A 19,952-nucleotide genomic window follows, 5' to 3' on the forward strand; every position below is an offset into this window, starting at 1 on the left:
CTTCGGCCAGCTTACGCCCGGGCCACTTAGCCGGAACAGGAGATGGCGGGTATTTGTTCAGGTGCATGTTGCCGGGTCATTGGTTGCCCAGACCGGGGGTGGTCTGGCTAGGCTAACCGGATCGGAATGGCCTCTGGAGATTCGTTCTAATCTCTGTTGGCCCGGTGATTGCGGGTCTATCCTGAAGGCATCCTGCCAATACGAACTGGCAGACCTAGCAGGGGAGAGGGTGCAGAGTCATGGGGTTGGGCGACAAGATCAAGCACGCCGCCGAGAAGGCTGGCGGCAAGGCCAAGGAAGCCGCAGGCGAAGCGACCGACAACGACCGTCTGAAAGCAGAAGGCAAAACAGATAAGGCCAAGGCTGAACTGAAACAGGCCGGAGATAAAATCAAGGACGTCTTCAAAAAGCACTGACCTCCAGTCAGCGTTCATCGTCGCGCTGCCTGGTCTCCCGTCACGGCCAGGATGAGCGGCCAGGCACCCGACTTTGGAGACTTGGGCCCAAGGCACCACGGCTCCGCTCGGGGAGGATGCCTGACATCGTTATTCCGCATGATGGGTGCTGCGCGGGGTGGCCATCGAGCAGATAAGAGTTCCGAGGGGCTTCAATCCGCCCACATTGACGCCGATACAGCAGGAACCGCCACCCTCATCACGTTCGGTGACGCCGTGGGGTAGTCCGCCAGCAGAGCCAAAATGGTTTATGAGAAAGGGGCCACGATCATGAGTGAGCAGCTACCGATTATCCCTGGCCAGCCTCCGGTCCCGCCGGAGCCTGTCCGGCCTTCGGAACCGTTTCCGACTGAACCGCCTCCCAACCGTCCCCCGGACCCGACAGAACCGATGCCGCCGTCCCCGTACCCGCCGGACCCCTTCATGCCGCCGGATCCGCCCGTCCACTAACCCATTGGACCCGGCCGAACTACCCATGGCCGCAACCCACACCAGACTCAAGACTGATGTAGTAACCCGCTGATCAAGGAGGGCAGGCCATGGTGCCTGTAGCCCCGACTCCCGCCGAGGAACAAACACCACCGGACCGCAATACCCGTCCCTGGTGTAGCCGGTGCGGCACCGATGAGTTTCTGTTGATCGAGAGCGTTGATGAGTCCTTCTCGGAACCCGGGCAACTGCTAGCGGTCAGTTATACGTGCCTGGAATGCGACAATTTCTATGCCCATGACGTTCCTATCGAGTCCCTTAACCCGGGGGTCGTTTACGAGTATTCAGGGCGGCCGCCCATCGACGCTGAGGGACAATAGGTGCATTGTGGCGAACCCATGACCCGGGGCTCCACCGTGCGACACACCGTCGCTTCGGCTTCCGTGGCTAACCTTGGCGAGAAACACCGTCTGGAAGTCTACCTACGGACCCGGGTTCTCCACTGCCGGTGTGGGTTTCAAATGGAAATTCCCCGCCAAGAACGCACCTAGGCTCCTCCAGGAGGCCCCTTTGGCCCTGCCCGGAAGGGGTATGGGACATTAGGTATTGCCATGAGCGCTGCACTGCAACACAGGTCGATAGTGGTTACAGGGGGCGGATGTTCTCAGCCTGGGGTCCCTTGGGACCTTGGACGATATCGAACTGGACTTTCTGGTTCTCTTCCAAAGTCCGGTACCCACCACTGGCGATGGCCGTGTAGTGGGCGAAAACGTCTTGGGACCCGTCATCGGGGGCAAGGAAGCCGAAGCCCTTCTCGGCGTTGAACCATTTGACTGTGCCTGTGGTCATGACAGTGTTCCTTTATGAGACAGTGATTCGCCGCCAGGTAATCGCCGGCAGCTGTGGACTTCGTCGTCCGTGGCCCCAATGTACGGGGTGGACGACCGGACGGGCAAGGGATATCGCTGGCGGGAATCGGAAAGGGCCGCATACTGTTCCTGATACCGGCAGGGCATATTCAAAGGCAATCCGCGTCCGACCAGAGTCGTCTCTAAAAGCCCACGAGCCGCGAACGGCAGCTGCGGGAAGGCCTCATTTCTCGGTCACGGGCACAGAATACATGCAGGCTCCGACTCCCCTCCCGGTGGTAGGGGATCACAAAGTTGAGTGGCGAGGAAACTCCACCGAGTGCTCGTCCTCACGTGTGGTGAGTAGCGGGCCGGTTCGGACTTAGACTTGGGCGGACTGCACGGAGAGGATGTCATGAGTTCGCGAGGAATTTGCCTGGTTATCGAAGACGACCAGGATATTCGAGGTCTTATCGACACTATTTTGACCCAAGCAGCGTTCGAGGTTCACGCTGTCGCTTCGGGGGCGGAGGGGGTCGCAGCCGCACGTGACCTGGGCCCTGTGTTGGTGACTCTGGATCTCGGACTACCCGATATTGATGGGCGCGAGGTGGCGCGCCAGATCAGGGAAGTCTCAGAGGCCCCACTGCTCTTGCTTACGGGCCGACCCGGCCCTGGTGATGAGGCGGCCGGTATGGCCTCCGAAGCAGGCGCCTACCTAACCAAACCGTTCCGGCCCCAGGAACTCCGGAGCTTCGCTGATCTGCTCTGCCCGGTGGATGAGGTTGAGCGTCAAGGAACGGGCCATAAAGTTTCTAGTTAGGCTGGCAGAAACTCGCCGGGGAGTGTCCCAATTCTAAGGAACTGGAACGTCGGGTGGAACAACAGAAATGGCCCGTTCCGTCTGGATGATGCCAGGCGGAACGGGCCATTTTCCATGACAGTGCTTCAGGTCATTGGTCCCGAAGGATGCGATTCTCGTGCGGTATTGCCCTCGTCGCCAAAAGTGTCAGTACGAGCAACGCAAACGTAAAGAACAGCCATACCGGAGCTGCCCCGATATCGTAGAAGGCTCCCTCCTTACTGCCTAGGGAGAGACGCAGGGCGCTTCCCTCGACAGAAAGGGGGGCCACGACGGCCGTGCCGATGACCAGCTGCCGAAGCTTCCGACTCTGCTTCAACAACTGACCAGAGACCGCCATGGTGAAGGCCAGTGGGGTGGCCACAGCAAAGACAATGGATGCGACATAGCCTGTGATGTACAGCGAATCGAATTGCGGGAGTAGGAGTCCTGCGATCACCGCCAGGCTGGCACATGTTGCGGGCAGGCCCCGGGCAACGGAGGCTCTTGACCTATCGTTTGTCATCTCACTCATCCGAACGTCCAAGTGTTGGCGGAGACTGCTACATAGTAGGTAACTGCTACGGTCCTGCAAGCAGGTGCAGTGAATGAATTGTTTGCCAGGTTGCAGCTCATAAACAGGTTGGTGTGAAGACCTGCATCACATTTGCTTCGTTCGACTTTTCGCTGCAACGTCGGCATCCACATGATCTTTTCTAGGCACAAGTCATGTCGTGCACATGAGCCCCTGAAGTTGGCGTTTCCAAAGGAGTCCGGTGACCATGCGCAGTAATCATGAAGCTCTTTTGGGCTCATCTTCGGATTATAAATGTAGTTCGAAGGGATGGAGACCCCGGCCAGGCGCAATTGAGGTCCGCCGTCACCGGCGTTATCGCCCGGAATATTTAGGAGCATTTGATGGTAGTTGGCTGACACCTCAGCGTCCTCGCTGTGGCCATCCCTGAGGTACGCCGGGGCCAGGGTGATCGGATAGACGGTGGATGCGGTCACGGTGAATTCCTGAGTCACCGTGTTGCCGGCAACCGTGTAGGTGGACGGAATTTTGCCCCCATTGGCGTCCATCGCAAAGGGTGCCGTGAGCTGACCGTACGGCTGCCCGTCTTCTGAAAGGGCGACGGATTCTTGGGGTTCGCCGCCCTGGCTCTCTGCGACCACTCCGTCGCTCAAGCCCGTGATCGGGGACGAGTTTCCTTGATCCTGATTCAGCACGATAACTGTATCTAGCAGTGGCCTGATGACACTGTTATCAATTCGAATCGGACGAAGAATCCGTATTCGTCACACCAGAGGCCCCGGGGCTGAGCGTTGCGTCTGCGGCGTTGGCGGAAGTAACCGCCCCCAATGTCATACTGCTGGCAACCAAAAGGATTGCGAGAATGCCGCCTAAATTGCTAAATTTCTTTCGATGATTCATCGTTCAAGCCCCCACTTGTATTCGGCCATTACTATGGACCGAGTACGCCCGACGAAATTCGAGCGTCCTTCAATCTAACCTAAAAATGATGACTACCCGTCAAATTGATCCCCGAGGGTCTCACGCGCGCCGCTGATGAATCTTCCCAAGGGACCATGCCGCTAGGCAACCCACAAACAAGGTTTCGTGTAGGGGTCTTCGCAGTAATGGAACGGATTTACACGATAGGCCACTTGGGGACCCCCGAATCAGTGGCGGAGTCATCGTCGTGAACTTATGGCAGGCTTGTCCCGTGTTCTTCAAACGAAAGAAGTCCTCCACACCAGGTGTGGAAGCTCAGGAGCAGTTGTCGCCGGCTGTCCTGACCAAGCGGACATTGGGCGTTGATTCCGCGGAGCAGGCCGCCCAACATCCCGCCCTGTTCGTGCAGTAGCAGAACGGTGATCTACGTCCTTCTGCCATCACTCTTGCCTTTGATCCCGAGGCTCGTGGCGGACGAGACCGGATGTTTTCCTCGCCACAATTTGTGGGGGCATGGGTTGATGAAGCGTGCGGGGCCCGCGAACCTGCCGTGGACAGGTGGGAACAAGGGTTGTTCTATCCGACCTGGGAACAGCTGTGCAAACTAGCGGCCCTCACTCAAACATCCCTGGACACGCTCCTGAACGGTCCCGTTCCCCCTAATTTTTTGGATGGATGCTCGCAAGTACCCACGGCCTTCGCCCTGCGTCAAAGCTTCTATCCCTGCATTGTGGCCGCTACCGTCAGCGCGCACCCCCACCAGGCCCCTTTAGAAGACATGACGCGAGCTCTCAGGCAGGCGATCTCTGCCATTCTTCAATCCATCGAAGACGAAACGGATCCGCTGACCCTGTTTCTCCGCGAGGTGCAAACAGGGTCAAACCCCGGCGAACAGGACAATTCTTGATGCTAAGAGGTCGACAAATCTTGCAACCCATTGACGCGGCCATGAGGTATGGGACTTGAAGTAAGGCAACTGAACCGCTGATCTCCTCGATAGTGGCCTATCGTGTAAATCCGGTCCATTACTACCAAACCCCGTGTTTCCACGACTCCCCGGCAACTTTCATTCGGGGGATGTCGGCGGGGGAGTGTATCAGTTCCAAGGAGGTGGAGGGGTCACTTTTAGCGTAGTGCTGACCAGTCAACATGGATATTGGCGTGTTCGATTTCTCGTGCAAGGGTGTGCTTCCAGGCTCCGGCCGCATCCAATGACGTGTAGACAAGACCCGTCACGTCCCCGGGTACTTCTACACCTTCGTCCATGAGCACTGCCACATGTGATCGACCCAGGGCGCCCATGAAGAATCCCATTTCAAAGACGACGTTCTGGCGCCCCCGTCCATTTAGATCCTCCTCCGTCTTGGCCCTGCCGAGGTCATCAGCGGTCAGGAGAACGACGGCAAACCCTGTGCCTGCGGCACTCGTCTCTAGTTTCTCCATCAGGAGCGCACCCTTGTTAGGTTGCTCGTGGAGGATGACGGGTTCACTGCCTGTCAGAGCCGTCAGGAAGCGTGCCAGCTCGTGCTTCTTGCCATCGTCATGGCCATGAACGATGAAGATGCGACCAGGGGTCTCAACGGTGCCTTTGTCGGCTACATCGATGAGTTCTTCAACCTCCGCCGTAAGCTCCGCCTGCTGAGATTCTGCCCTAATCCTCAACTCATTCTGGGCCGCGCGAAGGATCGAAAGCGCCTTATCAATACCAGCCTGCCTGCGTTCAAAGAACGCGCCGCCGGCCCCGGAGCTTGGCCTGAATTGAGTAAGAGTAAATTTCATGTGCAAGGGAGAGCCGTTCCCCATGACCGTACGGAGCACCATTTCAGTGCCTTCCCTCCAGTCTTCGAAGCCTGAAACAAGGTTCTTATTGGCGGTATCGATCTGCTTCTGTAAGAGCTCTAACTTTCGAGATAAATCCATTGGATGAGACTATCCAACTTCCTTGAAGCTCCTGGCCGTGGCCGTTGTCAGGGGGAAGGCCTACACTCAATTAGTAGAACTTTATTTCTAGTAATTGGTGTGTCATGGCTCATGTTTCTTATATTTGTTTAGTAGACTTTGCGGCCCCTGCCGTGCACCCGCTACTTGCCCCCGTCTCCGTGGCTGCCGGGTACCCGTCGCCGGCTCAGGACTACTTTGACGGTCGGATCAACCTGAATGATCACCTGATCAAGGATGTGACGAGTACGTACATCATCCGTGTGTCGGGTCATTCCATGGAGGGTGCCGGCATTAGTGATGGGGACGAGTTGATCGTTAACCGGGCCCTGGAACCCAAGGACGGGTCTATCGTCGTTGCCGTCCTGGACGGGGAACTGACGGTCAAGCGGCTGCGTATCACCCCGACGGGCGTCATCTTGCAAGCAGAGAATCCGGACTACCCGGATATTCGGGTGCCGGAACTTGCCTCCCTCGTTATTTGGGGCACTGCCTCCGTGGCCCTTCATCATCTCCTGTAGGCCTTCGTCGTGGAACGCCTGCAGGCCGCCATTGCCCATGTGGACGTCAACAGCTTCTACGCCAGCGCCGAACGGGCCTTCGACCCGTCCCTAGAGGGCAAGCCGCTCATTGTGCTGTCGAATAATGACGGCTGCGCAGTCACCAGGTCATCCGAAGCCAAGGCATTGGGTATACCCATGGGTGAGCCATGGTTCAAGCTCGCACCCCGCGCCAGGGAATGGGGATTGATTGCCAAGTCCAGTAACTACGAGCTGTACGGGGACGTTAGCGCCCGCGTGATGGAACTGCTCGGCCGGTATAGCCATGAAATTGAGATTTACAGCATTGACGAAGCATTCTGCACCGTCAAAGGTACCGGCCCGGAACTGCTCGCCCTGGGCCGGGAAATGAAGGACGCCGTGCGCCGGCACTGTGGGGTGCCCGTGTGCGTGGGGATCGCGTCCACTACCGGTAAGGTGGCGGAATCGTGAGTGGCCAGTCTGGATTTTTGGCAGAGGGATCTTCCCATAGTGGTCGCGAATCTAGTGTGGATGGGTTCAGCCTGGGTCCGTGGGAGCAGGCGCTCTGGGAGAATTTCTGAGTCTCGTGGATGCAAGCGTCATAGAGCTCTGACAAGTGACCGGATGGTGGAACCTTTTCTGCATCAAAGTCCATATTTGTTGACGGCATGCGGACTTGCCCCTCGGGCTTGCCGTGAGTCGCTGCGTTCTCCTACTTGTTCGTGCCATGACTGCCGAAACTAGGGTCGTGTGAAGTGACGCCTCGAGCTCGAGCAGGCATACTTTGAGGATGGCTTGGGAATATCTTCAGAAAGGGCAGTCCGTCCCGGCGGCACTTGCGTCCCTTGACCATATTTTGAATCAGGTGTCTAGTTTGGCTGGTTCCCTTAATTCCGATGCCACCTTGGCAGCAAACAGTTATATGGCCTGGGCAGAATCCACTGAGGATAGCCTGAGGTCTCTATACGATGACCAAGCGGTCTCACGTAGGCTCCACACGGCTCGTTACTGGCAGATTCGAGAAATATCCTCCGCAACGCAGCGCCCACAGCCCCTAATCCGCGGCGAAATTCATGACCAGGAACGATCAATTCAATTACTGCGTGAACAGCTTCTGCACTACCGTGATCTGCTGAAACCTGCGGCAGACGAACGCCTACTCGTCTGCGATACGAACGTTTTCATCCATGGAAGACCGTTTCACCAGCTGCTGTGGAATGAGCAATTCGAGGAAAAGAAGGTGTGCCTCACCATCCCTCTGACAATTGTCGACGAGCTGGATTCCCTCAAAGATCGAGGTGTCCGCGCCGCTGGTGGTGTCCTCAAGGATCTGGATGGTTTTTTGTCTAGTGATTCAGCACTTGAGCGAGTCACTCTTAGAGCCAACGTCACACTACAGATCGTGGATGAACCGGTTGGTCATCAGCGACTCAGCAGCAACGACGATGAAATTGTCCGGCAGATGAACTTTTTTGCCTCGCTGTGCGATAGCAGGGTCACGTTAGTGACCCGAGATCGGGGAATGCGTGTTCGCGCTCATGCCGCGGGGCTGGATGCCCGGTACCTTCCTCCCGATTATGAGCGACGAGTAAACCCTGAGGAGAACAATGGATGATACTCAATACCCGATAAGACGCGTGCCCCGGGATGAAAGTGCTCGACGTGAGCTGCTCGCCACAATGCCTCCAGTTTGGGAGTATCTACTTTTTGGAGGTGCCTTAGTCACTGGGCTTGAACGTACCGAACCAAAATGGAGGGACTACCATCTTGGTTTGAAGACACATGTCGGGCCAACTATCGCCAAGAGCGATCTAGCCCGGGAAGTGTCTGTCCGTATGGCGGGTGGATCGACCATAGTCTCAAATCTAGACAAGCTACTTAGCCCTAAGGCCCAGGCACTAGCGTTCGGTCCTCCTGGCGTATCGGGAGACCCGGCCTTGATTGAACATATAGGAATTCGACTGGTCGAAATGTACGAGAAGTTGTTGGATTGGGTCATCGAATTCAGGTCGATTCAAGCTCCCGACAACACCGAAAAATTGCTTGAAATTGGTTGTTCATTCCTCGACCAGCCCATCCAGGAGACACGAAATTCTATCCAAAAATTCGTCTCTGACCTCGAAAATGCCATTGACTCCCTCGACAGCGATGCTGAGCAGCCGAGAGTGCTCTCGTTAGAAATTACGTTCAAGTTGGATTCGGAAATCACGGACAGTTTCCTACGAGAATTGGAAAGAGTAGTCCGCTAGAAGCTCGATTCTGGGGTGGGCACATGGAGCCGTAAGTAGTTGCGGGCCTCACGTCTTATCGTTCCAATGCATCCTGGGGAACCGTGCCAACGCAATGCACCCGGATGAAAGTTAGTTTGGCAGCCGAATAGAGCCTTATTGCAAGTGGGCCCCAGCCGGACAACAGGAAAAATTCGGACCCCTAAGGTCAGTCCTCGAATCCCGGAACCTTGGCCAAGAGTTGTTCCCAATGTTCAGCCAGGCTCAGAACGAGCACGAGGGCTTTGGTCGAGACCACTTCGGTGTCGTAGGCCAGTTCGCGGCCGTGAAGGATACCATGTCGTGAGAGGCTGCCTTTATCTTGAGTTTCCGAAACGTCGTCGCTGAAGAGAACTCGGGCTACTTCAAGATTTCCGTCTAATCCTGCCAGGGTGGTGTCATCGATTGCCGCAACGTAGTGGCGTGAGCTTTTGGTGAAGAATGGCTTTCCCGTTGCATCGTAGGCGAGGCCCTCGGCCTGGGCGTAGAGGATTGGAATACTCGCCTCGTAGGCGCCTTTGAGATGGTGTTCGATGGCTTTTTCGATGAGTTCGGCTCGGCGCCACAAAATCTGTCGAAGCCTCGGTGAGTGATTTCCCGCGCGGCGAAGTGCTGGAAGTGACCAGCGGTACCACTCGGAGAGGTCATCGTTCCATGCCCGGGTAAGAATTTCATCTACTTCGGCAGTTTCGGCACCAGCCACTAGGGCCTTCAGCGCAGCGTTGGTTCCGGCGACTGGCCATTTGCCAAAATAGGCCCATCCGAGAGGGGCGAAGTACTTGACCCCGTTGGCTACGCCTTCTAGGAGATCTCTGATCGGTTGGTAGCTGGATGGGGATAGCCCGATGCCGGGGTTGCTTTTGTCATTGAGTCGGCGGAGGAGTTCGTTAATCTCTTTAGTTCCGGTTTCAGAGGACGGCATAGAGCGATTATGCCAGCATGATGCTTTTCCGGTTTGAAGTATCTGTCTGGCGCCTTCAGGTCAGGCCGTTCAAGATGGTCGGGTTCGGTCGGACTGCCCCGCCAGAAGATGGCAGTGGTTCTTGCAACGAAGTCCGCCTGTGGCAGGTCCCTAGCGCAGCTCGTCGTGGTCGTTTGCCGGCACATTCATTCGAAGGCGGGGGTAATCGACCCAGTCATGGCCGCTGACTCCGGCCCATCGGATAGCTGCAGTGATGGAAATGCCTAAGAGATCGGCAAGGATGGAAGGGGGGACGTCGCGTGACAGGATCATCATTGCGGCCCCTTTGCCGTGTTGCAGGTGTATTCCTGCTTTGCGGAGAGGGCCGGAAATGGCCGCCGTTGTGAGAGAGCGACCTGGTTGTTTTCCCTTGAAGAGCCATGACGGTTCTTCGAATCCATTCGATGAATTGTGGTTCGCTAGGTCTTTGACGAGTTGCCCAACGGCAGCTGGTAGTTCCACTGGATCTTTGCCAAAAGTAACTCGTATTGGATCGCTATCCATGGACAGATCGGCCATGCGGAGGCCGATGACCCGGGTCAGGCTTAGTCCATAGGCCAGGCAAAATAGTCCGGCGACTCTGGCCGCAATTTTTAGTTCACTTTCGTGCAGCAGCATTTTGATCCATGCCCAGCGTTGTTCCTCAGAGACAGATCCAGCGTTGAATTCGGCTTTGAAGTAGTGACTGCGGATTCGAGTCTGTCGCTGATTCTTGGCCCATCTCATGAAGGGAGTGAGTTCGGTTCCCATTCGGCCGTGGGTTGCCACATACTCGTCGAAGACTCGTTGAGGCACGGTGGATAGATCGAACCCAAGTGCCTCAATCGCTCGAAGCCAGTCGGTCACGAGCAGTATCTGGCGCTTGGATCGCGCCAGGCGTTTGTTTTCAAGGACCGGGCCGGCGATAGCTGAATCGCTGAAGAGGGGGTTGATGACCCAAGTGGCGTACTGTCGTAAAAGGTTTCGATTTTCACGGTTTTCGATGGTGGAGAAGTGGTCTCGCTCCCAGATTTCCATTCTTATCCGGTCGAAGTTCTCCTCGGGAACTGTTCCCGATTCCATGAGCAATGCTGCCAAGTAGCCGGTGGCATTGGTTTGTGGCAAGGCAGCGACTGTGGTGAGTGACAGTGGCCTGGCACCGGTGGCCATCTCGTGAACTATGCGGGACATGGGACTGCGCCAGGACCACGTTAGTACGGCGTCGGCTTTTGATTCATCGCGGAGGGGGTAGGACTCTAGCGGGAGCAGGCCCGGGTGAGTGTGCCCAGTTTCATCCGAGATGATTTCACGTAGTTTTCCCGGGATGATGCAAGCCGCGCAGTATCGTCCGTAGAGCTGACGTTGGGTCGCGCCGCATCGTTTGCAATGACCCCATTCGTCGAGTTCGGCGCATTCCGGGCACACCGGCCCTTGACTGCGGAGGTATGGGGAGATGCGGAAAGTGCCGCATGCGGCGCAGTTTTGCGGCCGTTTGCGAAGGGCCTGATAGCAACTCATGCATTGGGTTGAACCGCCTTCTCTGCTGACCACGGTCCTTACGAGGCCGCATAGGCTGCATGTTTCCGGTGGCCCTGAATAGCAGCGCTGGCAGATTGGGCCATTGTCGGTTCTTGTCTGAGGGATGCCGGGGCGTTGGCATAGGCAACAGGTCTCTAAGCTTCGGGGATCCCTGTTGAAACATGGCCGGCAATAGGGCTTGCCGTCTAGCAGTCGGTAGCCTCCTGGCCCCGTTTTCCCGCATTCGATGCAGGGACGATTGCGGGCGTTTCGGCAACATGAACCGCAGAACTTGCCACCTTGATCATCTCGATGCAACAAGCGTTTCGCTTCACCGCAGGTTGAACAGAGAGAAAGATGAAAGGACTCGTACCCGAGAGCGCGGAGAGCGCGAACTAGTTTTTGAGAGGTTGGCGATGCATCAGAGCGCCCAGAATCTAGCAGGCCGGATTTGGCACTGAGTTCGTGAGCCAAACGAGCCAAGGTCCGCGGATCACCCAAGGTGGGAGCAATCGTCACTATGATGTCAGCATCGATAGTCGCATCCACGGATTGGCAAGCGATGATTATCCTGGCCAAATTCCCGGCAGGATCAACCGCTGGCCTCATTCCGGCAGTGGTGACGGGTGGGGGCGATGTACCCTGGCCGGGACTGGCCTCAACGAGCCAACACCACCACGGGTTTGCTCAACGGCAACGGACTTCTCTTCGACGACTCGGACTTCAATGAGATCAGAGGGTGTGCAGTTCAACGCCGCGCATACAGCTGCAATCACATTGAGATTTGCTCGCTCAGGTTTTTGCGTCACCAAGCGAAATACCTGTTCCCGCGACAGAAGGACACCATATTCCGCCAATAATGGGACTAGCTCAGTCGTCTTGAACAGTCCGTGATCGGCCATGGGTCGCCGCAGGTTCCAAACTGTCTCTACTGCCGGGCTCATGGTGCCTCCAATGAATTGAACCGACGAATGGCGTCGGCGAGGATGCGATTCTTGAAATCTCCGCTGACTGATGTGTAAATCGCGGTCGTAGATGCGTACATGTGTCCTACCTGTTCCTGGACGAACCTGTCGGCGTTTCCGTACTCGATCAAGTGAGTCACATATGAATGTCGCAGGCAATGTAAAGTCAACGCAGGATCGAGATCCAGCTCTCGCCTGATCGCGGTGAATCTCCGATCAATGTATGCCAGGGAAACACGAGATTGTCGTTCTGTTGGCCACATTGCCGATTGATCCTGGGTAAGAAAGAGGCGGCGTCCTGTCAACGGCAGCTTAGAACTGACCGGTGGTGGCAGGTTGGTTTGACCGTTGGCGGCAGTGGGTTGACCGGTGGCGGCAAGTATTTTTGAACGCGGGTCAGGCGCCCGGGTGTGTCGGGTGGGCGGGCGCCTGACCGTGGTGCGTAGTTAGTTCATTGGGCGGGTTCCTTTCCCGTTTTGGGCTTGCATGAGTCGGACGGATTCGCCACTGGTTTGGCATAGATGCGCGTGGTGCAGGAGCCGGTCTACGGTGGCGGTGGCAATGGTTTTGGGCATGAGCTCATCGAAGCCGGAGGGGTGGATATTCGAGCTGATCGCCAGGGAGCGTTTCTCGTAGGAGGCCTCCACGACCCGGTAAAAGCCCTCGGCCGCATCGGTAGAAACCGGCAGCAGGCCGATATCATCGATACAGATCAGGTCCACGCTCGTGGCACGGGTGATGGCTTTGTTGACGCTGTCATCGATCCGGTGCCGGCGCACGAGCGCGCCGAGATCTTCCATGCTCAGCCAGGACACTGACATCCCCTCATCGATGGCTTGTTGACCCAGGGCCTCTAGGAGCAGGGTCTTGCCGGTTCCGGAGGGCCCGCACGCGATCAGGTTCTCCCGCCGCCGCACCCACTCCAGGGTGCGCAGGAACGACGTTGTTGCCGCGGGCAGGGTCGAGAGCGCCTCGTCCCAGACATCGAAAGTTTTCCCGGACGGGAAGCCTGCGCGTTTGCGCCGGGTGGCCAGCATCGAGCGGTTCCGGCCCGTGGCCTCGGCTTCCAGGAGGACGCGCACGACTTCGGTCGGGTCCCAGCGCTGGGCCTTCGCGGTCGCCAACACCTCAGCAACCACGGCACGGGCGTGGGGCATCCGGGTCGTGCGCATCAACGCGATCACATGCTCCACCGCCGGATCCGCTAAGACAGGGACAGGCATGGCCGTGGTCATTCAGTGCCCCCTTCACAATCGCCAGGAATGCTGGCATTGCCAGCATTAGAAGCAATGCCAGTAATGCCAGCATTAGTTCCATTAGTTCTAATAGGTCCATTGCTTCCATTGGTTCTAATAGATCCATTGCTTCCATTGGTTCTAATGGAACTATTAGTTCCGCTAGGGGTGGTGCCGAAGCCGGCCCAGGAGCTGGTGCCCTGGCTCAGCCACCTGGCCTGGTCGGTCACGGTGTGTGTGGTGCTGCCGGTGGTATGGCTCGGTCTGCTAGGTGTTGCGGTGTTGATGATGGAGAGCAGGTCCTCATGGCTGAAGCGTTGATGCACCGCGGCGGAGCCGAGTCCTTGATCGACCACATCGGTGCCCAGGACCTTGGCGAGGGTGGCCGCGCGGTCCATTTTGTGCCGGATCTTATTCGTTCCGGCCGCGGCCGCTTCCTTGAGCCAGAGCGCAGCACCCGCACCCAGGGCCAGAAATTCTTCCTCGGCCTGGTTGGTCGGGCGGATGACCCGATCCAGGGCACCGGCCGGGGCGGGCGGGAAATGCGCATCAATAATGCCCATTGAGCCGGGGCGGACCCCCTGGTGCCGGGCGACTTCGACCGGGCCGGCCGGGCCAACATGGACGATGATGACCTCATCCTCGGTCCCGCGCACCCACACCCGTTCACCCATCAGGGTGTGCGGGACGGAATAGCGTGCCTGCTGGAAGACGAGCATGGGAGTGTTCGGCGGGACCTGGCGGGTCTGGCCGAAACTAGCGGTGATCGGGGCCGCCGGGACCGGGTGCAGGCGGTGGCGTTCAACCACCCCGAGCATCTCCTTAGGGATCTCCAGGGTGGAGCGGTGCACCCGCGAGTTCACGTCCTCCATGAACGCCTCACACGCCGCTTCCAGCTCGGCGAACGACCGGTATCCGGGCAGCAGGTTCGTCTCCTGCGGCACGAGGTCTGCCTTGGCGATCTTCACCGCGTTCTCCACCCCGCCCTTGGAGGCCGGGTCGGCCGGCAGACAGGTCTGGATCGACGTCGAGTAATGCCTGGCGAACGCGACGATCTGGTGGTTGCGGACCGGGATCCCGGCAACGTGCTCGATCGTGACGGTCTTCTCGTTATCCGTGAGCACATAGGTGGGTACCCCGCCGATCAACCGGAAGGACCGGTCCAAGGCGGCGAAGACGCTCGGCATCGTTTTATCCCGCAACGGGATCACGATCCGGAACCGGGAGAACGCCAACCAAGCCACGAACAACACGGCCTTCAACCCGTCAACGACCGGCCCGTCACCGTAGTCGTATTGGAGCCAGAGCCCAGGCTCCGGAGTCCAGGGACGAGGCACCCGCACGTTCTGGGCCCGGTAGTGCGCCTTTACCTCGGCCAGGGCGGTCCGGGTCGTGCGTTCAGAACCGGTAAATCCCAGATCGAGGAGTTTGGCATGGACGACGTCCCCGCGGATCTTCCCGCGAGACTGGTCAACCCAGGACGATATCTGTGGCAGAAACGGGTCGGTAATCCGGCCGCGGGCCCGGGCCACCGGGGCCTGGGCCCCGTCCTGACGGGCCTTCACATAGGAACGGACCGTGTTATGCGATACGCCGCAAATCTTCGCAGCGTCCCGGTATGACCGGGTCAAATCATAAGCAGCTAAAATTTCCATGAACTCTCCTGGAGACTTCACAACAAGCCCCTTCCTTCCCACACAGGGGTGAAATACAACGATTGGCATCGCTATTTCACCGCGGAAGGAAGGGGCTCTCCCCGTAACGACACGAGGGATGGACGAGGGAATCCCGACACACCCAGCCACACACCGGTGGCCTGCAACTGGTCAAAACACCTGCCGCCACTGGGCAAAACCACTGCCGCGAACGGTCACTCGGATTTGCCGTCCCCGGTCAGTCTAAAGTTGCCGCTAACAAGGGTCTGCGGGGCACTTTTCGGCGGTGGTCCAGGGTTCAGTGTAAAAAGTCGCTCCACCGCCTCCCCGACGACGCCGGTTCCTGACCGTTGTAGGCGGAAAGCGGCCGTGATGTGGGGGAAGCTGACAATGCCTGTGTCGGGTGATGCAGTTTGTTCGCCCAAGCGACGGATTTTCTCCAAGGTTGCGGCCCGGTCGGGTCTTTGTGTCACGAATGTCCATGAGCTGACAAGGTAAACGAGTTGGTCGACCGATAACTGGTAATTGAAGGGGAAATCCTTGCGTTCAAAGGAACCCCGCCCGGCAAATTCTGCGGGTATGCCTCGGGTTTGGTCCGAGGGGGGTTCCGTCTGGCTCGACGATTGCAGCGAGTGCTTTCACCCACTTGCTGGTGCGGTCCCAGGTGTGCAAGGCCAGACCCATCATGCCGTTTTGTCTGAGTACGCGATCGCATTCAGGTGTTGCCCGTTCGGGGTCCCCCAGTGCCAGGCTTGGAGGCACACAATGGCGTCGACGCTCTTATTTCCTAACGGAATGGATTCTGCTGAGCCGCTAGGGCGTGTCTCCTAATGCGGTCAGCCAGATGGTGAGGGCGCGGAGGACGGCTCCGCCTCGGTAGGTGAGGGCGAGTTTGTCGTAACGGGTCGCCAGTCCGCGCCATTGTTTGAAGGTGTTGAAGTTTCGCTCAACGACGTTGCGGCCTTTGTAGTCTTCCTTGTCGAATGCTGGTGGTCGGCCACCGGAGGAGCCGCGGCGTTTCCGGTGCCCGATCTGATCGGATGGTTGCGGGATGACGGCCGTGATGCCCCGATCTCGAAGGTGGGTCCGGATTGCTTTTGAGGAGTAGGCCTTGTCTGCGCGTACCCGGTCCGGGCGGGTTCTTGGCCTGCCCGGACCGGCCCGGTTGATACTCAGATGGTCCATCAGGTGGGGAAACATGGGTGCGTCCCCGCCCTGGCCGGGAGCAACCAGTAACGCCAGGGGCCTGCCGTTGCCATCGACCAGGGCATGGATCTTCGTAGTCAGCCCGCCACGGGAGCGGCCAATTGCATGGTCGGCCGGCTCATCGAGCAGATTCATGTAATTCGATGGGTCCCCCTGTGGGGCGGGGAAGATTGGTGCCGTGCTGATGGGCGCGGTTGACCGTGGAATCGACCGAGACCGCCCAATCCACCAGGCCCACAGCATCGGCTGCAGTGAGCAGCTGGGCCAAGATCCCGTCCCACGTGCCGTCCCCGCTGTAGCGGCGGTGGCGTTTCCAGATCGTCTGCCATGGACCGAACTCGGTCGGCACGTCACGCCAAGCGATCCCGCACCGATACCGGTAAATGATGCCCTCGACCACCTTGCGGTCATCCCGAAAGGGGCGACCCCGACGGCCGGAGGACGAGGGGAGTAACGGCTGGATACGGGCCCACTGACCATCAGTCAAAACAGAAGTACGTGACACCCTTCAATCATTGCGCACCACCACACCACCATTTAGGAGACACGCCCTAGCCGTGGTGATGCGATCAGCGACTCCTGGCGGGAGATCCTCACAGACCTTTCGGAGGACGGACAGCATTTCTATGGCCGTATCGACTGCGATGACGGCGTGTCCAAGAGCTGCGATGGTGCGTGTTCCCAGGCCTGTGCCGGCTCCTAGATCCAGGACTGCCAAGCGGTGGCCGCTCACGGGTGACCCCAACAGCCACGAAATCACCTCAGCCGACCAGGCAGGGCGAACTTCATCATGCAGAACAGCACTCTCACTCGAAACTGTCGAGGCGCTATGAATCTGATTCATGCCTGCCAGCCTAACTACTACCTGGCGAGGGCCCGTCTTGTTGGCCCTGAATCAACTGAAACCAGGCATGAGGAGATCGGGGCGTTATCGTCCCGTCCGATCGCCGAACCTCGACCGGGAGGGAATCGCCGTGGTGGTCGTGAGACGGTGAGGAGTGGGTGGAATGGTTCGTTGTAGATCTCAGCCAGACATTCAACATCTCAGCGAATCACTTTCTAGCGGTTGGATGGCTTGTTTCGCCGCTTTTAGCCGGTAGGGTCGCCATATGAACACGACGGTTGAGCCGCAGCGTGACCTTGTTCCAGATCCAGCGGTAGTTGCTGCTCTAGTGGCGCAACTGGTGGAGGGAACATGGCCCCCACCGATGGGGAACGTGAGACTCTCTTCGGGCATCTTCAATTCAAAACCGGACAGCGCTTAGATAGCGACTCGGACGGGTCATCCATGGAGTCATTCACCCTCCTGACGGAAGTACCCGGTATTTCCTTTGCCTCATGGGATTCGTTTCGCGGCAGGTTCGTGGGCGTTCACTTCCACCTCTACTCATTCCCCGAGGCCCAGGCTCCTGAGGCCCGCCTCGGCCACGACGCCGTGTCGGACATACTGACGGATCTCTACGGCCAGCCGATCAGGCCGTGGGAGGACGAAGAAGTGCCGCCTAGTATTTGGAAGGTCAACGGCCGTGAAATAGTCACGCACCTCTTCACTATGCACGAAAGCACGTTGATGCTTAGCGTTTCCGACGAGAAGCTTGCAACGGCAGCGGATGCCGAGGTAGTCCATAAAACCCGCAATCCCGGCAAGAATGACCCGGCGCCATAAGCGGAACGCTCTACGTGACGCCAGAAGGCCTTGAATTTCAAGGTAGGGGAGTTTGGGCCACGGGATGTCGACGCCTAGGTAGTTAACAAGGAGAACCCCGGAAGCAGATTACGTTCCGGGTCGGCTTACTCTTCGTTTGGCTTGTCGGTGGTCGGGCGTTTGCCATCGGCGATTGCTTTGGCGCGGATCGCGTATTCCTCTTCGGTGATGGCCGTCAGCCCTCGACACGTACCGTCGGGGAACGCGGTGAATCCGAACGCGAAACTCCACGGGGATTCTTCTAGGCCGACCCAATCTGTGAGGATGTGCATGTCGTTTGGGTCTGTGATTCGCCCGGGATGCCCTCGGTAGAGAAAGAGAGGTTCACCTTCTGAACGGGAAATGCTGATGTCATCCCCAATCAGGGCAACAGCTTGGCCTACACGAAAAAACTCGGAAGGAAGCGGCGGGGGGTCATTCTCAGTTGTTGGGGAGGCGTCTGACTCAATCTGGGCATCGGGGATGATATCCGGTTCGGGAGAGGGTGAGGACCGTGAAGGGCCGGACCACTGATTCGAAAGGGAGACGTGTTCGGATGTCCACCGGAAATCTTGACGGCCGAAGAAGTAATATTTTCGGGAGCGTTGGGGATCGACTCTGTCTTCCATCTTTTCATCTTCCCAGTTTTGGGTGAGGTCGGCAGATAGGATCCTGCGTTTTGAACCATTGAGGAACGTTCTGTGGGCCCCGTGGGCAGTGGCTCAGCCGTTTTCTCTGCCTGGCAACGGCGCCCCAGAGAGAAAGGCCTGGTATTCGTCCAGCACGTCAGCATCAATTGAAGGTTGTTCGTTGCTGTAGCGGCCATCTGTGCGGTTTCGTTTTGGGCCGGAAATCCAATACTCGTCGCCGGTCTCGATGTCGAAGAAATTTGAGTCGTGGTTCGCATGTGCGTACCCAGTGACACGGCTGAGGGCGTGGTCGCGGAAGTAAGCCGTCCTCCAGGACTTCGAGAATCGGACACGAGTGATCCATGCCGGTCCACGATCGATGTCGTAACCGGTCTTGAGTTGAACGTACATGATGCGTTCTGCCATGGATTTACCGTATTCCTACTGGCTGCCGTCGAGAAATAGAGTCTTTTGTGTTGAAGCTGCGGTCAACCCCATCTCTGGCTGCTCTGATTGATGCCGACCCGAAGACTAGACCGTAGTGGGAACGGTCCATGGGACAACTTTGCGTGGTGGTGCACTTTCCCGAGGTTGGGACACTTCATTAGAACCTCCTGAAGCTAGGAACCTGCGGCCTGACCGGTACAACTTTTGGAGTGAAGGGCCCATCCCTCTGTATGTGCGGAAAATACGTCAGGCAATCGTGGTTGGTTGTTACACTCCGACCGTCGAGTCCAAGTCGCGGCGCGAATAGACTGGATCAGCCTGGAATCAAGTGGGTGACGATGGTTCTGCCGGTTGAGCATCCCGGGCGGACTGGCGGATAACAAGACAAGTGGAAGAAGGGCGGCCATGCAGATGCGGCGACGATGGCAGGTGCGTTGGTGGATCCGAGGTGTCGGTATTGCCGCCATCTTGATTCTTTTTTCCCAGCAATTCTCGACCATCTATTTTGTGGGTCGCGGTGAAATGTCTGCCTCAGAAGTTCCGTTGGGTTGGATAGCCTTGGCCGTACTTACCACGGCCGTAGGCCTATTAGCGTTCCGGCCCTACATAGAGCTCGCTCCCGACGGAGTCCTGATTCTCCAAGGTCCACTGCGGAGACACACTTATCATCGCGATGACCTACGTGACGTTAGTCCGACAGCGTGGGGCCTGCGGTTCACATTTGGTGACGGGTCACACCGAACCAGCATCGTGTGTCAGGACACATATTCGCTGTACGAGCCACGGTGGTTTGACGTGGCCGAGGCCGCGACCGGCCGAAGACCAATTGTCCTCGAAGGGAACGAAGACGACTGGGAATAACGGCCCCGCCCTCATCGTGAACGTCCAGCAAGTCGTTGGAAGAAGTGTCTACAAGCG

At 57.9% G+C, this 19,952-nt stretch carries 20 protein-coding genes and 3 pseudogenes; 9 read left to right on the forward strand and 14 right to left on the reverse strand.

The genetic code is table 11. The features are described from left to right. Positions 1-239 precede the first annotated feature (239 nt). A complete protein-coding gene (locus AL755_RS03065; protein WP_054009650.1) occupies positions 240-416 on the forward strand; it encodes a CsbD family protein in 177 nt (58 codons plus the stop codon). Positions 417-1,529: 1,113 nt separating this feature from the next. Here the strand turns inward: AL755_RS03065 and AL755_RS03070 are convergent. Further along, entirely contained in the window at positions 1,530-1,733 is a 204-nt protein-coding gene (locus AL755_RS03070) for a cold-shock protein (RefSeq protein ID WP_054009651.1), read from the reverse strand. Between the two features lie 414 nt (positions 1,734-2,147). Here AL755_RS03070 and AL755_RS03075 point away from each other — a divergent pair. Continuing rightward, positions 2,148-2,426: pseudogene (locus AL755_RS03075) on the forward strand (response regulator transcription factor); the annotation flags it as partial. Positions 2,427-2,685: 259 nt separating this feature from the next. On the opposite strand, the gene AL755_RS03080 reads toward AL755_RS03075, so the two are convergent. Both AL755_RS03080 and AL755_RS03085 read right to left on the reverse strand, forming a co-directional pair. Then, positions 2,686-3,108: a hypothetical protein gene (locus AL755_RS03080; protein ID WP_054009653.1), complete on the reverse strand. Its 423-nt coding sequence runs from the start codon at positions 3,106-3,108 to the stop codon at positions 2,686-2,688. Next, positions 3,105-3,803 carry a phospholipase A2 gene (locus AL755_RS03085; RefSeq protein ID WP_150116994.1) on the reverse strand — a complete coding sequence of 233 codons (699 nt, stop codon included), beginning with the start codon at positions 3,801-3,803 and terminating at the stop codon, positions 3,105-3,107. Before AL755_RS03085 ends, AL755_RS03080 begins: the two co-directional genes overlap by 4 nt. A gap of 497 nt (positions 3,804-4,300) precedes the next feature. Between AL755_RS03085 and AL755_RS23390 the strand changes: the two genes are divergently transcribed. Next, entirely contained in the window at positions 4,301-4,441 is a 141-nt protein-coding gene (locus AL755_RS23390; protein ID WP_160318827.1) for a hypothetical protein, read from the forward strand. 72 nt (positions 4,442-4,513) lie between these two features. Then, the gene (locus tag AL755_RS23395) at positions 4,514-4,936 is read left to right on the forward strand and encodes a hypothetical protein (protein ID WP_160318828.1); all 423 of its coding nucleotides are present in this window, start codon (positions 4,514-4,516) and stop codon (positions 4,934-4,936) included. Positions 4,937-5,154: 218 nt separating this feature from the next. Here the strand turns inward: AL755_RS23395 and AL755_RS03095 are convergent, their stop codons facing one another. After that, the gene (locus tag AL755_RS03095) at positions 5,155-5,949 is read right to left on the reverse strand and encodes a TIR domain-containing protein (RefSeq protein ID WP_054009656.1); all 795 of its coding nucleotides are present in this window, start codon (positions 5,947-5,949) and stop codon (positions 5,155-5,157) included. Positions 5,950-6,101: 152 nt separating this feature from the next. Between AL755_RS03095 and AL755_RS03100 the strand changes: the two genes are divergently transcribed. The 4 genes and pseudogenes from AL755_RS03100 to AL755_RS23105 all read left to right on the forward strand — a co-directional run bounded on the left by AL755_RS03100 (position 6,102) and on the right by AL755_RS23105 (position 8,737). Beyond that, the gene (locus tag AL755_RS03100; RefSeq protein WP_237762421.1) at positions 6,102-6,488 is read left to right on the forward strand and encodes a LexA family protein; all 387 of its coding nucleotides are present in this window, start codon (positions 6,102-6,104) and stop codon (positions 6,486-6,488) included. A gap of 9 nt (positions 6,489-6,497) precedes the next feature. Next, positions 6,498-6,935: pseudogene (locus AL755_RS03105) on the forward strand (Y-family DNA polymerase); the annotation flags it as partial. A 343-nt stretch (positions 6,936-7,278) separates the two neighbouring features. Then, complete coding sequence (locus AL755_RS22145) at positions 7,279-8,103, forward strand: PIN domain-containing protein (RefSeq protein WP_082368837.1); 825 nt, start codon at positions 7,279-7,281, stop codon at positions 8,101-8,103. Continuing rightward, complete coding sequence (locus AL755_RS23105) at positions 8,096-8,737, forward strand: hypothetical protein (protein ID WP_150116995.1); 642 nt, start codon at positions 8,096-8,098, stop codon at positions 8,735-8,737. The genes AL755_RS22145 and AL755_RS23105 overlap by 8 nt, the downstream gene beginning before the upstream one ends. A 187-nt stretch (positions 8,738-8,924) precedes the next feature. Here AL755_RS23105 and AL755_RS23110 read toward each other — a convergent pair whose 3' ends face one another. The 8 genes and pseudogenes from AL755_RS23110 to AL755_RS24440 form a co-directional block, all read right to left on the reverse strand. Then, positions 8,925-9,677, reverse strand: a complete 753-nt coding sequence (locus AL755_RS23110) for a hypothetical protein (protein ID WP_150116996.1) — start codon at positions 9,675-9,677, stop codon at positions 8,925-8,927. 150 nt (positions 9,678-9,827) lie between these two features. Beyond that, positions 9,828-10,865: a phage integrase family protein gene (locus AL755_RS03120; protein WP_150116997.1), complete on the reverse strand. Its 1,038-nt coding sequence runs from the start codon at positions 10,863-10,865 to the stop codon at positions 9,828-9,830. A gap of 953 nt (positions 10,866-11,818) precedes the next feature. After that, positions 11,819-12,157: a helix-turn-helix domain-containing protein gene (locus AL755_RS22150; protein WP_082368838.1), complete on the reverse strand. Its 339-nt coding sequence runs from the start codon at positions 12,155-12,157 to the stop codon at positions 11,819-11,821. After that, entirely contained in the window at positions 12,154-12,441 is a 288-nt protein-coding gene (locus AL755_RS22155; protein ID WP_082368839.1) for a tyrosine-type recombinase/integrase, read from the reverse strand. Before AL755_RS22155 ends, AL755_RS22150 begins: the two co-directional genes overlap by 4 nt. A gap of 183 nt (positions 12,442-12,624) precedes the next feature. Beyond that, complete coding sequence (locus AL755_RS03130; RefSeq protein ID WP_082368840.1) at positions 12,625-13,413, reverse strand: ATP-binding protein; 789 nt, start codon at positions 13,411-13,413, stop codon at positions 12,625-12,627. Between the two features lie 140 nt (positions 13,414-13,553). Next, positions 13,554-15,089, reverse strand: a pseudogene (gene istA, locus AL755_RS03135) (IS21 family transposase); the annotation flags it as partial. A 792-nt stretch (positions 15,090-15,881) separates the two neighbouring features. Beyond that, a protein-coding gene (locus AL755_RS22770; RefSeq protein WP_107503784.1) for an IS5 family transposase occupies positions 15,882-16,779 on the reverse strand; the annotation gives its coding sequence in 2 pieces (ribosomal slippage) (positions 15,882-16,421 and positions 16,423-16,779; 897 coding nt in all). 3 nt (positions 16,780-16,782) lie between these two features. Next, positions 16,783-17,118: a methyltransferase domain-containing protein gene (locus tag AL755_RS24440; RefSeq protein WP_445290222.1), complete on the reverse strand. Its 336-nt coding sequence runs from the start codon at positions 17,116-17,118 to the stop codon at positions 16,783-16,785. A 444-nt stretch (positions 17,119-17,562) separates the two neighbouring features. Here AL755_RS24440 and AL755_RS03145 point away from each other — a divergent pair, with 444 nt between their 5' ends. Next, positions 17,563-17,940 carry a hypothetical protein gene (locus AL755_RS03145; protein ID WP_160318829.1) on the forward strand — a complete coding sequence of 126 codons (378 nt, stop codon included), beginning with the start codon at positions 17,563-17,565 and terminating at the stop codon, positions 17,938-17,940. A 125-nt stretch (positions 17,941-18,065) separates the two neighbouring features. Here AL755_RS03145 and AL755_RS23115 read toward each other — a convergent pair whose 3' ends face one another. Both AL755_RS23115 and AL755_RS03155 read right to left on the reverse strand, forming a co-directional pair. Further along, positions 18,066-18,587, reverse strand: coding sequence for a hypothetical protein (locus AL755_RS23115; protein ID WP_150116998.1), 522 nt, complete (start codon positions 18,585-18,587; stop codon positions 18,066-18,068). Between the two features lie 93 nt (positions 18,588-18,680). Further along, positions 18,681-19,013 (reverse strand): hypothetical protein, encoded by a 333-nt coding sequence (locus tag AL755_RS03155; RefSeq protein ID WP_054009665.1) that lies wholly within the window; start codon positions 19,011-19,013, stop codon positions 18,681-18,683. Positions 19,014-19,952: the final 939 nt, after the last annotated feature.

The organism is Arthrobacter sp. ERGS1:01 (assembly GCF_001281315.1).
In the GTDB taxonomy this organism is placed as follows: Bacteria; Actinomycetota; Actinomycetes; order Actinomycetales; family Micrococcaceae; genus Specibacter.

Excerpts from the sequence above, each read along its gene's own strand:
- AL755_RS03065 (WP_054009650.1), top strand. The coding sequence starts at position 240 with ATGGGGTTGGGCGACAAGATCAAGCACGCCGCCGAGAAGGCTGGCGGC.
- AL755_RS03070 (WP_054009651.1), bottom strand. The coding sequence starts at position 1,733 with ATGACCACAGGCACAGTCAAATGGTTCAACGCCGAGAAGGGCTTCGGC.
- AL755_RS03080 (WP_054009653.1), bottom strand. The coding sequence starts at position 3,108 with ATGAGTGAGATGACAAACGATAGGTCAAGAGCCTCCGTTGCCCGGGGC.
- AL755_RS23395 (WP_160318828.1), top strand. The coding sequence starts at position 4,514 with ATGTTTTCCTCGCCACAATTTGTGGGGGCATGGGTTGATGAAGCGTGC.
- AL755_RS03095 (WP_054009656.1), bottom strand. The coding sequence starts at position 5,949 with ATGGATTTATCTCGAAAGTTAGAGCTCTTACAGAAGCAGATCGATACC.
- AL755_RS22145 (WP_082368837.1), top strand. The coding sequence starts at position 7,279 with ATGGCTTGGGAATATCTTCAGAAAGGGCAGTCCGTCCCGGCGGCACTT.
- AL755_RS23105 (WP_150116995.1), top strand. The coding sequence starts at position 8,096 with ATGGATGATACTCAATACCCGATAAGACGCGTGCCCCGGGATGAAAGT.
- AL755_RS23110 (WP_150116996.1), bottom strand. The coding sequence starts at position 9,677 with ATGCCGTCCTCTGAAACCGGAACTAAAGAGATTAACGAACTCCTCCGC.
- AL755_RS03120 (WP_150116997.1), bottom strand. The coding sequence starts at position 10,865 with ATGGCCACCGGTGCCAGGCCACTGTCACTCACCACAGTCGCTGCCTTG.
- AL755_RS22150 (WP_082368838.1), bottom strand. The coding sequence starts at position 12,157 with ATGAGCCCGGCAGTAGAGACAGTTTGGAACCTGCGGCGACCCATGGCC.
- AL755_RS22155 (WP_082368839.1), bottom strand. The coding sequence starts at position 12,441 with ATGTGGCCAACAGAACGACAATCTCGTGTTTCCCTGGCATACATTGAT.
- AL755_RS03130 (WP_082368840.1), bottom strand. The coding sequence starts at position 13,413 with ATGACCACGGCCATGCCTGTCCCTGTCTTAGCGGATCCGGCGGTGGAG.
- AL755_RS24440 (WP_445290222.1), bottom strand. The coding sequence starts at position 17,118 with ATGAATCAGATTCATAGCGCCTCGACAGTTTCGAGTGAGAGTGCTGTT.
- AL755_RS03145 (WP_160318829.1), top strand. The coding sequence starts at position 17,563 with ATGGAGTCATTCACCCTCCTGACGGAAGTACCCGGTATTTCCTTTGCC.
- AL755_RS23115 (WP_150116998.1), bottom strand. The coding sequence starts at position 18,587 with ATGGAAGACAGAGTCGATCCCCAACGCTCCCGAAAATATTACTTCTTC.
- AL755_RS03155 (WP_054009665.1), bottom strand. The coding sequence starts at position 19,013 with ATGGCAGAACGCATCATGTACGTTCAACTCAAGACCGGTTACGACATC.